Consider the following 13,079-nt stretch of genomic DNA (forward strand, 5'->3'; position numbering starts at 1 on the left):
ACAAGGTCATTTTCAGCCAGGTCAATTCGACATTAAAATGATCATCAGCTCTTCAAAATTTCAAGCAATACGATGTTAATAAATTAGCTAAAATTGTTAGTAAATACTAACAATTTTAGTAATAGCTTTGTTGTTATCAAAGTCTTACGTAAGCAAGGCGTATGAGATAGGTAATGATGACAGCGGAAAAACAGGAAATATTAACCAGGCTCAGACAGCAGGTCTCAGCAGCACAGGGATTTAAACCTGCCCCCATCGCCCTGGGCGATGGCTTTGGCCTAGGCCAGATCGAAGCCTGTTTTCCTGGTAATGTTTTCCCGACCGGTACCATCCACGAGTTTTTAGCAGAAAAACCTGAAGATGCTGCCGCCAGTGAAGGCTTTATTGCCGGGCTCCTCGCAAAACTCATGGAGAACGGAAGCTCCTGCCTATGGGTCAGCCGCAACCGCAAGCTGTTCCCGCCATCGCTGGAAACCTATGGCGTCGACCCCCAGCAAATCATATTCCTTGACCTCTATTACACCAAGGAAATCCTTTGGGTGATGGAAGAAGCACTAAAATGCGAGGGACTGGCCTGCGTGATCGCAGAACTCCCCGATATTGATTTTGCCCAAAGCAGGCGTCTTCAACTGGCCACAGAAAAAAGCCACGTTACCGGATTACTGCTTCGAAAAGAGCCTAAGCGCAGTTTATCTGCATCAGCGTGCACCGCACGCTGGCAGATCAGGCCCCAGCCAACAGAGATACTCAACGGAATCCCCGGCGTAGGCAACCCCAGATGGGAAGTCAACCTGCTGAAGGTGAAAAACGGAGAAGGCGGCAGATTCTACATCGAATGGGCAGAGGACAGGTTTGCTCCATTTGAAAGCCTGGAAACCAGACCACAGCCACAGACCATCCAACTACCAGAAAGGGGGCTGAGCGCATGAGCAGGTACCTGAGCATTTATTTCACCAACCTTTTGACAGATTACCTGGCGATCAAAAAACCAGCACTAAAAAACAAGGCCTATGTGTTCACCATGTCGCAAAAAAACCGAATCATGATCACCGCAACATCTATGGAAGCTGAAAAACAGGGTATATTTGCCGGTACGGCTCTGGCCGATGCCAAGGCACTGGTGCCTGATATCCTTGCCTTTGATGACGAGCTTAATTTCAATAAAAAACTACTTGTTCGCCTTGCCAAATGGCTGGTCCGGTATTCTCCGGTTGTAGCCATTGATCTTCCCGATGGCATTATTATTGATTCCAGCGGCTGCTCGCACCTACTTGGCGGGGAAGAAAACTATCTTCAAACCATTCTAGGTAAATTAACTGAATCGGGATATAACTGTAGTGGTTCGATTTCAGATACCATTGGCGCCTCATGGGCAATAGCAAGGCTGGGCAACAAATCACCGATCATTGCATCAGGCCAGCAATACAACGCACTTTTGAACCTGCCACCGATGGCCCTTCGCCTGGAACAGCAAATTATCCAGCGGCTGCATAAGCTCGGTTTTGATAAGATCGGAAAGTTCATTCAACTTCCTGCCGCTATGCTCCGCAGGAGATTTGGACAGGAAATGCTGCTCCGATTAGGCCAGGCCCTGGGCACTGAAGAAGAAACCCTTACCCCCGTTCTCGTCAAAGCACCCTTTGAAGAAAGGCTATTCTGTTTAGAACCCATCCGGACCAAGCCGGCGATTGAAATAGCGATTGAAAAACTGCTGGGAACCTTATGCGATCGACTGGCAAAAGAAGGTCTTGGCCTCAGATCGGCGGAACTCAAAGGCTACCGCTTAGATGGAAAGGTCACCGAAACCAAGATCGGCACCAACCAGCCAACCCATCAGGTGACACACCTTGCCAAACTTTTTGAACTCAAGATCGACCAGATCGAGCCAGACCTTGGGATCGAGCTTTTCATATTGACCGCTACCAAGACCGAGCCCATACACACCGCCCAGGAAAAGCTCTGGAGCGGAAAACCGGGCCTTGCCGATCAGGGCCTGGCCCAGCTGCTGGATAGGCTTGCCGGAAAAGTTGGAGCACAGGCGATCAGGAGATATATTCCTCAGGCGCACTACTGGCCGGAACGTTCACTCCGCCCGGCAGTATCGCTTGAAGAGAAAACAGAGGTTAAATGGCAAAAATCAAATCCTAGACCAATCGAAATGCTGCACAAACCCGCGGCTATCCAAGTTACGGCTCCTATTCCGGATTACCCGCCAATGAACTTTCGCTATAGGGACGAACTGCACTTGGTTGCCAAAGCAGATGGACCCGAGCGCATTGAGCAGGAATGGTGGATGCAGCAGGGTGAGCACCGGGACTATTATATACTGGAGGACGACAAAGGAAGGCGTTACTGGGTCTTTCGCTCTGGTCATTACAACGAGGAACATTCAGCTTGGTTCCTGCACGGATTTTTTGCATAACAAAATGAGATAGGAGAAAACGATAATGGGCTATTGCGAACTACAGGTCACTTCCAACTTCAGTTTTTTAAAGGGCGCATCACATCCCGAGGAGTTGATCGAACAGGCAGCCACCTTTGGCTACCCGAAGATTGCCATTACCGACGTGAACACAATGGCAGGGATCGTGCGCGCACATTCCGCAGCGAGAAAACACAACATCGAAATCATCCCGGCCTGCCGTCTGGATTTGCTGGATGGGCCATCCCTACTGGCTTACCCAACAAACCGGGAAGCCTATGGACGTTTATCTGCCATGCTCAGCGAAGGAAACTTCCGCGCCGAAAAAGGCAAATGCCACCTGTACAAAGCTGATGTCTATGCCAATCAAAAAGATATCCTTTTTATTACCATACCGCCAGACTCTTTAAGCAAAGGCTTTGATTTTGAGTCCAGCTTCCCATCTGCCTTAAAAGAATACAAACAAAATCTAGTCAGTTCACTTTACCTGGCCGCCAATAGAAACTACCAAGGCCAGGACCAGAAAAGATTATTCAGGCTGGCCCAGCTTTCCAAAAACCTGGGCATCCCGATGGTGGCGACCAATGACGTCTATTACCACCATCCTCATCGGCGCGAACTACAAGACATCCTTACCTGCGTGAGGGAAAAATGCACCATCCATACGGCTGGTTTTCGTCTGATGATGAACGCGGAAAGACATCTGAAACCTGTGGAAGAAATGCAGCGGCTTTTCCGACAGTATCCTGATGCAATTGAAAGAACCTTAGAAATTGCCGAAAAATGCCAGTTTACCCTGGACAGCCTGGAATATGAATACCCAGAGGAAATTCTCTCGGGTGACCGGGCACCGCAGGAAGAACTCGAATTTCTGACCTGGAAGGGCGCCGAAGAAATGTTCGGGCTGCCCATTCCAGAAAAAGTAGTAACCAACATTAACCACGAAATGAAATTCGTCAAGGAAATGAACTATGCCAGCTACTTCCTGACGGTCTACGATATCGTTCGTTTTGCCCGGGAACAAAAGATCCTTTGCCAGGGACGCGGCTCCGCGGCCAATTCCACTATCTGTTACTGCCTGGGCATCACCTCTGTCGACCCGACCAAGTTCGATCTGCTCTTTGAGCGCTTTATTTCCTCCGCCCGGAACGAACCGCCGGATATCGACGTGGATTTTGAGCATGAGCGAAGGGAAGAAGTCATCCAGTACATCTACAACAAATATGGCCGTGACCGTGCTGCTATCGTCGCCACTGTGACACAGCTCCACCAAAAAGGAGCACTTCGGGATGTGGGTAAGGCCATGGGACTTTCAACCGATACCATTGACCGCCTGTCTGCCTCGATCTGGGAATTTACCGATGAATGGTTCGAAACGGATAGGGTGAGCGAGCAAGGGCTGAATCCCAGAGATCCATTATTGATTAAGGTACTCGACCTTACCCGTCAGATGATTGGCTTTCCACGTCAGCTGGGCCAGCATACAGGAGGCTTTGTGATCACTCGTGGCAAGCTCACCGACCTCTGCCCGATTTTCCATGCGCGGATGGAAGACCGCACCAATATCGAGTGGAACAAGGACGACATCGATGCGCTGGGCTTTTTAAAGATTGATGTGCTCGCACTGGGCATGCTCACCTGCATCAGAAAGGGGTTTGACCTGGCGAAAAAACATTACGACCTTGACCTTACCCTAGCCTCCATCAACAAAGAGGATGATCCCAAGGTCTACGAAATGATCAGTGTAGCAGATACCATTGGTGTCTTCCAGATCGAAAGCCGTGCCCAGCAGCAGATGTTGCCACGACTTCGGCCGAACTGTTTTTATGACCTGGTGATTGAGGTGGCCATCGTACGCCCAGGGCCAATCCAGGGTGATATGGTGCATCCCTACTTGAGGCGAAGAAATGGCGAGGAGATGGTACAATATCCTTCGCAGGAACTGGCGGAAATACTAGGGAAAACGCTTGGCGTACCGCTCTTCCAGGAGCAGGCGATGAAGATCGCAATTGTTGCCGCGGGCTTTACCCCAGCCGAGGCAGATGAACTGCGAAGATCAATGGCCACCTTCAAGATGCATGGCATGGTGACCAAATTTGAAAAAAAACTAGTCGACGGCATGACTGCAAAGGGCTATAGCGAAGATTTTGCAAGACGGGTATTTAAGCAGCTGGAGGGATTTGGAAGCTACGGGTTTCCGGAAAGCCATGCGGCAAGCTTTGCGCTGCTCGTTTACGTTTCCTGCTGGCTGAAGTGCTATTACCCAGATGTGTTTGCCTGCGCGATCCTGAATTCCATGCCCATGGGCTTTTACCAGCCGGCACAACTGGTGATCGATGCCCGTAACCACAGCGTAGAAGTGAGGGAGATCGACGTGAACGTTTCTTTGTGGGATAATATCCTGCAGGAGAAATCAGGAAAATATTGTGCGCTTAGACTGGGATTTAGGCAGATTTCAGGAATCAGAGAAGATGATATGGAGGCCCTGGTTTCCAGCCGCGGCACGGGATATAAAAATCTACATTCGCTTTTGGATGCAGGGGTTTCGATGGGCGCAATGGAAAGACTCGCCGATGCTGATGCATTCCGTTCCATGGGCCTCGACCGAAGACAGGCGCTTTGGGAAGTATCCGCACTAAAAGATAGACCTGTTGCGCTGTTTGAAGGCCAGCCTTCAGAATCAGATAAGGAACAGCAGATCGCACTTCCGCTAATGAGCAAGAGCGAACATGTGGTACAAGACTATGCTTCTACTGCGCTATCGCTCAAAGCACATCCAGTTAGTCTCGTGCGCGAAAAACTAAAACTCTTTAATATCAAATCATCCGAGGACATCAAACAGATCTCAAACGGGAGCCTGATCAAGGTTGCTGGCCTGGTGATCGTCCGCCAGCGCCCAGGAACGGCCGGAGGAGTATGCTTCATGTCCATCGAAGATGAATTTGGATGGTTTAATCTGGTGATATTTGAAAAACTATTCGACAAATACAGAAAGGAAATCCTGCACTCACGCCTTTTTATGGTCGAGGGAAAAGTGCAGAAAGAAGGCGAAGTGACTAATGTCGTGGTCAGCAAATGCTTTGATTTTACCAAACTGCTAAAAGGGCTGACCGCAAAAGAAGATGACCAGTTGCCGATATTGACATTATCCCGCGCTGATGAAAAATCACCTCCCTACCCAGCTGCAGAAAACAAACGCTCACAGGTAAGGCAGCCCACGCCACAAGAAATATTCGATGGTGGCCGAAATTTTAGATAAGAATAATGGAACAATTAGCTCTTTTTCCCGAATCAGGACAGACAAAAGGCCTGCCAACTGAGGTACTTCTGTGCAGTTTTGAAAGTCTCTGAAGATCATGATTTACGGAAGATAGAATTTTATCTCCAAGTTCTGGTAAATTTCGTTGGAAAGGTTCACCATCCAACCATTAGGTAATTTTTTTTCTAGAATATCAGAAAATATACTTCCAGTATTGGATCCTATACGTGTAATGTTCTTGACTTCCATTAAGCCAAGAGCTAATACTTCTGGAGCACTGGCAGTTTGGTGGCTCGTAAGAAGAAAACAGGTTTACTATATGTTGTGTCAGCTGGTAAAATAGAAAAGGAATGCGGTTCAGTGTAGCCATCTAACAACTTTACTTTTTTTGAATATAATTTAGTCTCTTCAGTAATGAAATGCCTTAATATTCTAATGACACCAGATCATAGCCTCCCGAATTGAAACGCAGGTCTATAATTATCGCATTTGTTCCTTGCAATTTTCTAATGATTTCCCCCATTATATGACTGCATAGCATTTTGATTCTGATACAAAGAATGGAAGAATTTGCAATGCCCGAAAGCACCGATTTCCTCAGATGAAGATTTGGGTGCATGAACTATTGAGATTTAGAACCGTTTATACAAAGCGGCCTCATGGATGAAATTAGGTGTTTCTAGTGGCAATCGGTATAGGTAACCTTCCATTTCATCCGTATTGACTTCAATGGTCGGCGGCTGAAGCTGTACCTTTTGTATCAATTTAAAACGGATCTAACGATGATGAATCGGTATTTGGAGTGGCTATTTCATCAACCGAAACAGTTGGGGCATATCTTGGGGCCGGGATAATTACTATGGGAAAGGCTATAATACCATTCCTTACACATAAGAGGCTTTTGCCCTTTAAATAGGCTACTCCAACACTGCCGCTAAGGGACATTCTAACAGGCACTGCTCAACCTAAATCATCTCATTTCCTTAAGGGTTTTGGAATTGGGTAACAATTATTTGGTTCTTCTTCATTGTCTGTTCTATCCGCCCTTATCATCAAAATAAAATATCAACAACTACAAACTCCGATAAAATTATTACCGCGCATTCTGCGTTTTCTTTGCTATCGAAATGCACCTAATTTGCCAGCAGTTCAGTCTACACGATTTCCCTCCAAATAAAAAATTTTGCACAAATCCATAAACTAATATTGTTGGATTCAAATAACCACTAAAGAAACGATGTCCATGCTATTACAAAATTCACTAAGGACAGCTGACACTTATGCAGTCCAATGGCTAATAGTCTGCTATTTCGGCAGCAAAAACAAGACATTATGACGCGCAAACCCCTTGAAGGAATATTCAAATAATAGTTATATGTTTAATGGACTTAGATTGGGAAAATAATTCCTATTTGTTTATTCACGATCTCCACTTTGGCACAATCCATGATTCTACTATGTTAGGCTTGCAAATAAAAAGCCTGAACAGACCTCGGAAATCTGAACAGGCAAAGTTTTGTAAACCAAAGAGCGATTGATGCTCTATTGCATTTTACAGTTAACTAAACCTGGCAAAGATATAAAAGTTTACTATTTTTAAATTCTTCAGACTAGCCTCAAGGCTTGCTAATTCGCAATCAGAACACCACTACTCGATGGTTTAAATGCTCCCTAAAGTCTGGGAGTAAATTTGCATGAAATTTCTCATGCACCTAAACTATTTTAATAAACTATGGAAGTGAATGCTTTTGAAATTGATTTTTTGGCCGTTGGCGCCAATTCTAAGAGTGGAGACGCAATTGCGATGCGTTTTGGGAATTATGAAAACAACAAATGGAATTCCCAGCATGTGATTGTGATTGATGGAGGCGATAAACAGGCTGGAGCGAATCTAGTAAAACACGTTAAGGAAGTTTACAACACGAACAGAGTAGATCTTGCAATTTTAACTCATCCGGATGGCGATCATGCTTCTGGTTTAACGAAAGTTTTAGAGGATTTAGACATTAATGAAATGCTGATGCACTGCCCATGGAATCACTGGAAGGAACTACATCCATATTGTGAGGACGGGAGAATTACGACAACAAGCTTCGGTGAGCGTTTGCGAAGGGCTTATGGTTATGCTGACGAAATCGAAAATTTAGCGAAGGCTAATAAAATTCCGATCACCGCACCCCACCAGGGCAATAAGTATACTGTTGGAGGTGAAACAGTTCTAACCATATTGGGTCCGAGTAAAGAGTACTACATGAGTTTAATCCAGGAATCCGATAAAACGCCACGAATGCTGGCTGAATCATCTCCAAAAACTTTTTCTTCGCAAAAAGTTCGCAAATTGGAGACTATGGATATTGCAACAGAAAATCTGTCGGCTGAATCTGGTTCCACGTCCTGCGAAAATAACATGAGCCTGATTCTATATTTAACCATTGCTGGCAAGAAAATATTGCTGACTGGCGATGCCGGTTGTGATGCCCTTTACAAAGCGATTTATTACGCTAAACAAAATAATATTGATCTAAAGACACTTAATTATCTGCAAATCCCGCATCACGGAAGCAGGCACAACCTATCTCAAGGTATATTAAATGAGATCCACGCCCCCACTAGCATTATATCCTGCGCTGCCGGAGGTGCTCCTAAACACCCATCACCCGTAGTGATCAATGCGTTGAAGAGAAGAGACATCAAGCCTTTTTTGACTCAAGGAAACGGTTTTTACTGGCACCACAATGTGCTAATTAGAGCTGGATGGGGTCCTGCAACACCTGCTGCTTTTACTAACTACGTACTTGTTTAAAAATAATTATTATGAATAACTACTACTTAAAAGCAAGATTTTTACCTACAGTATTAACTTGTATTCCGCTTTATATCTCTGTTCACTCCGTCATTATCGCACAATTTGGACCGGTTTTAGAGCCAATCCGTTCCATACTGCCAATGTTGTCAACATTTGGAATATCGGCTGCACTGGTATTTATTATGACTCAGCTCAACCGGGTTTTGTCTAAGGAAATATTCCAACGCTTTTATTTCAAAGATGAGGAAAATATGCCCACTACCAACTTTTTGCTGCTGAGTGATAATTATTATGAAACGCATATTAAAGAAAAGCTCCGCTTAAAGATTCAGAGCGATTATGACATTCAGCTCCATGACTTGGCGGACGAAACGGCGGATGAATTATCGGCGCGTAAGCGCATACTTTTCGCAACCTCACAGATCCGTAATAGCCTACGAAACAACGATATGCTTTTCCGTCATAATTTGGAATATGGGTTTTTCAGGAATTTGCTTGGTGGCTGCGTGCTGGCCATACTGATTGCCTGTGGTCTCTGTGCCTATGGATTCATTAAACATGACAATACGCTTTTCACTACGGGTTATTTGCTTATCATAATCTATCTGATACCCATTTTGATGAGCAAGAAAATCATGACGATTTATGGCAATAACTATGCTAAAATATTACACGAACAGTTTTTGAGCCTATAACAACCAGAAATGGATCGTTCTTTAAAAAACACTAATACAGGTTTTTGAAGAAATTTAGCTGGTTTGGTGTAAAAAAATAACAGAATGAATAATTACTCTATTTTTGCTGTAAGTATACTCCAGGGAATTCCAGATATTCAGATAAAAAACGAAATACGGCATTAAGCTATATTTTCCGAAACTACACAGCCCGCTGGATTATGCTCCAAAACTCAGGGAATTGCTATCACTAGCAATTCCGGTGGTTGAATTTGCGTACTGTGAAAAATACGAATTGTACAGACTTACTGGAAATTATCTGGTTTCCAACCTAGGCTCACGCTCGTTTCCGAACGAGCGTGGAATTATCTCTTCGTATGTGACGATGGAAAAGCGATATAGCAATAGTATATGCAACGTTCTAAAGCCAGCTTTAGCCATGTTAATTCATTAGATTAGGATTACTTTCCTAATTATTGGTTGTTCCATTATCCCTTATTTTTCTTAGGAGGTCATTTTGTTCCTTTGCAAGCTTTATCAGCTGCTCTTGGTTGATATGATGGATTTAATTAATAATTAGCGATTTAACTGTCATAACTTATCACAGTTATGCCTGAATTGTCCTATCTATTTACCAATACAAAACTTCGTAAATATATTTTCCAGTAAATCATCTGTTGTAACGGTACCTGTGATTTCCCCAAGGTAATGAAGTGCCTGCTTAATATCCATTGCCAGGAAGTCAGAAGTTACCGGGTTTTCAACATTATTGAGCACCCGTTGCAAGGCATTTTCAGTTTGTTTTAAAGCTTCTACGTGGCGGATATTCGTCACCAGGGTTTCGCTGGTATTGATGTGATGGAGGTTAACCTGCGCTAATAAGGTGGTTTTCAATTCGTCGATGCCAACCTTTTCTCTGGCAGATAGGAAAAAGACGTCCAAAGCTTCGAAAGCTTTTCGTTGCTCAGCAGAAATCAGATCAGCCTTATTAAGTAAAATTAAATAAGGAATTTCGAGTTGTTTCAACCCCCTCACCTGTTCCTCAATTTCGGTGGTAGTTTGTGCAGCATCAGCCATGTAAATAATCAGCTTGGCCTGTTTCATTTTTTCCAGCGTACGTTCTACGCCGAGTGCTTCAATAATATCTGCCGTATCACGGATCCCAGCGGTATCAATGAAGCGAAAAACAACACCACCAATGGTGAGCTCATCCTCAATGGTATCTCTGGTGGTTCCGGCGATATCAGAAACGATTGCGCGTTCTTCATTTAATAAAGCATTTAATAGGGTTGATTTACCCACATTTGGCTTTCCGGCAATAACAATCGGAACTCCGTTTTTAATTACGTTCCCCATCTCGAAAGAAGAAATTAATCTTCTTAATACATGATTAATTTTATGCACCAGTTTGGTTAACTGCTCCCGATTTGCAAATTCAACATCTTCTTCCGCGAAATCCAGTTCCAGTTCAATCATCGAGGCAAAATGAATGAGTTGCTCCCTTAAAGCTTTTAGTTCTGTAGCAAAACCACCCCGCATTTGCTGCATCGCCACATCGTGAGAAGCCTTAGAGTTAGAAGCAATTAAATCGGCCACTGCTTCTGCCTGACTCAAATCAAAAGCACCATTGAGAAAAGCACGTAAAGTAAATTCGCCTGGCTTTGCTGCCCGCGCCCCTTTGCTGATTAAAAGATTAATAATCTGCTGAATAATGTAATTAGATCCGTGACAAGATATCTCGACCACATGCTCTTTTGTATATGATTTTGGCGCCACAAATAAACCAGCAACCACCTCATCTACAATCTGTTCTCCATCCTTAATCAGTCCAAAATGTAGTGTGTGCGAAGCCTGCTGTTCCAAATCTTTTCCTGCAAAAACCGAGTTGGCTAGAGAAATGGCATCCGGCCCTGATAAGCGAATAACGCCTATTGCGCCAGATCCTGAAGGGGTAGATAAAGCAATGATGGTATCTTGATCGTTCATGTTTAAATTCAAAATGTAAAATTAAAGCTTATAAATGGCTTTATCGTGGAAGAGAAGTAATTTTTAAAGCATAACTTAAATCTGATAACCTTACTAAATTGTTAAATCCATAACCTGCTAACCCTCTTCTACACCATTTAATCTCAATTTAAAAACATTTTCAGCAAGGAGGTGTTTAAAATTCAATCCAATAAACCACATATGATAAACAATTTTCCGCTAACTGTAAAGCGATCGATAGAACTGCTCGGCTTGATTGCGCTGGTAACTGTTATGGTCGTTGCAAAAGACATTATTATGCCAATGCTGATGGCCTTTTTCATTAGCATTATGCTCCTTCCCGTTTACCGTTTTCTAAAAAAGAAAAAAGTTCCGGAAACCCTTTCGATTGTATTGCCAATTTTATTGGTTGCACTTTTTGTTGCCCTGGTGGTTTGGTTTTTCTCCAATCAAATCGGGATGCTGGTAAAAGATTTCCCTCAAATTAAAGCCAATGTTACCCAACACATTAACTCCTTAAGCGATTGGGTAAGCAGAATTACGCACTATAATGATAAGCAGCAACGGGCCTTCATCCAAGACAAAAGTGATGATTTAATGAACATGGGAACTTCCATTGCTGGTGGCGCTGCTGTTACCTTAAGTGGCGTATTCGTATTTATCGGTTTGTTGCCAATTTATATCTATTTAATGCTGTTCTACAAAGATATCTTACTGCGATTTATCTTTATGTGGTTCCAAACGGATGACCATCCGAAAGTAAAAGATGCCATTTACGAAACAGAATCAATTATTAAAAGTTACCTGATCGGATTATTAATCCAGATTACTTATATGACGGTTTTACTGGGCGGAATTTTGATGCTGATCGGCATTAAACATGCCTTGTTAATCGGGGTAATCTTCGCCATTTTAAACTTAATTCCTTATGTTGGCGCATTGATTGGGAACCTGATTGGGGTACTATTAACCCTAACATCTTCTCAGGAATTATGGCCGGTAATCACTGTTTTAGGCGTTATCGCTTTTGTTCAGTTCCTGGATAACAATATTTTAATGCCAAGAATAGTAGGATCTAAAGTTAAAATTAATGCTTTATTTGCCATCCTCGGGGTATTTATTGGTGGAAGTATTGCGGGTGTTTCCGGAATGTTCCTTGCCCTCCCGATTGTTGCAGTATTGAAAATTATTTTCGACCGTACCAATTCGTTTAAACAATGGGGCGTGTTGCTTGGAGATGAGCGTCCGGCGAAGAGTCCGATGACTTTCCCAACCTTTAGAAAAAAGAAACCAGTTGAGACCAGATCCGGAACAGATAAAAATTAAACTAAGAATGATGAAAAAAATAATGATAGTAGCTAGCTTAGGACTGGCTTTATTTACAGCCTGCAGTTCTTCTAAAAAAGACGAAACTGGCGGAAATAATGATACCGTATTGGTATCAGAAACAGCAGTAGAAAAAAAAACTGATCCTATATTGGGAAAAATTTCAGTAATTGGTTCACCTAAACTTGGCGGACCGATAAATATGAGGTTCACGGTATATAATAATTCTGATACTGTTGAAAAATTCTGCATCTGGCATACGCCATTTGAAAAACTGATGAGTAAGTACCTTGATGTTGCGCTGGATGATTACACGCCTGTAGATTACAAAGGTGCAATGGCGAAACGGGTAATGCCACCACCTGCTGAAAGTTATAAGAAATTAAATGCCGGAGATAGCACCAGCGCAGATTTCAACCTTGCAGATGCTTATGCGATTACTAAAGCTGGAAATTATACCATTAAATATAATTCCTCAACAATTAGTGGAATCGTGGTAACGGATAGCTTAAAAATTCAGGTGACAAATTAACCTTGATTTTAAAAATAGAGAAAAGCATCGTTGGTTAATTCCAGCGGTGCTTTTTAATTAGATTCGATTTTTAT

Annotated in this window: 8 protein-coding genes; 7 read left to right on the forward strand and 1 reads right to left on the reverse strand. The window is 43.4% G+C overall.

The annotated features are described in order from the left end of the window. Positions 1 to 173 precede the first annotated feature (173 nt). The 5 genes from SOM16_RS05140 to SOM16_RS05160 all read left to right on the forward strand — a co-directional run bounded on the left by SOM16_RS05140 (position 174) and on the right by SOM16_RS05160 (position 9,182). The gene (locus SOM16_RS05140; protein ID WP_320462920.1) at positions 174 to 929 is read left to right on the forward strand and encodes an Error-prone repair protein ImuA; all 756 of its coding nucleotides are present in this window, start codon (positions 174 to 176) and stop codon (positions 927 to 929) included. Next, complete coding sequence (locus tag SOM16_RS05145; RefSeq protein ID WP_320462921.1) at positions 926 to 2,422, forward strand: DNA polymerase Y family protein; 1,497 nt, start codon at positions 926 to 928, stop codon at positions 2,420 to 2,422. Before SOM16_RS05140 ends, SOM16_RS05145 begins: the two co-directional genes overlap by 4 nt. 25 nt (positions 2,423 to 2,447) lie before the next feature. Then, positions 2,448 to 5,681, forward strand: coding sequence for an error-prone DNA polymerase (locus tag SOM16_RS05150; RefSeq protein ID WP_320462922.1), 3,234 nt, complete (start codon positions 2,448 to 2,450; stop codon positions 5,679 to 5,681). A gap of 1,732 nt (positions 5,682 to 7,413) precedes the next feature. Continuing rightward, positions 7,414 to 8,484, forward strand: a complete 1,071-nt coding sequence (locus SOM16_RS05155; RefSeq protein ID WP_320462923.1) for a ComEC/Rec2 family competence protein — start codon at positions 7,414 to 7,416, stop codon at positions 8,482 to 8,484. A gap of 11 nt (positions 8,485 to 8,495) precedes the next feature. Continuing rightward, the gene (locus SOM16_RS05160) at positions 8,496 to 9,182 is read left to right on the forward strand and encodes a hypothetical protein (RefSeq protein ID WP_320462924.1); all 687 of its coding nucleotides are present in this window, start codon (positions 8,496 to 8,498) and stop codon (positions 9,180 to 9,182) included. A 606-nt stretch (positions 9,183 to 9,788) separates the two neighbouring features. On the opposite strand, the gene mnmE is transcribed toward SOM16_RS05160, so the two are convergent. Further along, complete coding sequence (gene mnmE / locus SOM16_RS05165) at positions 9,789 to 11,147, reverse strand: tRNA uridine-5-carboxymethylaminomethyl(34) synthesis GTPase MnmE (protein WP_320462925.1); 1,359 nt, start codon at positions 11,145 to 11,147, stop codon at positions 9,789 to 9,791. 201 nt (positions 11,148 to 11,348) lie between these two features. On the opposite strand from mnmE, the gene SOM16_RS05170 reads away from it, so the two are divergent. Beyond that, positions 11,349 to 12,473, forward strand: a complete 1,125-nt coding sequence (locus SOM16_RS05170; RefSeq protein ID WP_320462926.1) for an AI-2E family transporter — start codon at positions 11,349 to 11,351, stop codon at positions 12,471 to 12,473. Positions 12,474 to 12,480: 7 nt separating this feature from the next. Beyond that, positions 12,481 to 13,005: a protease gene (locus tag SOM16_RS05175; RefSeq protein WP_320462927.1), complete on the forward strand. Its 525-nt coding sequence runs from the start codon at positions 12,481 to 12,483 to the stop codon at positions 13,003 to 13,005. Positions 13,006 to 13,079 lie beyond the last annotated feature (74 nt).

Origin of the sequence: Pedobacter sp. CFBP9032 (assembly GCF_034045265.1) — a bacterium.
Taxonomy (GTDB): Bacteria; Bacteroidota; Bacteroidia; order Sphingobacteriales; family Sphingobacteriaceae; genus Pedobacter.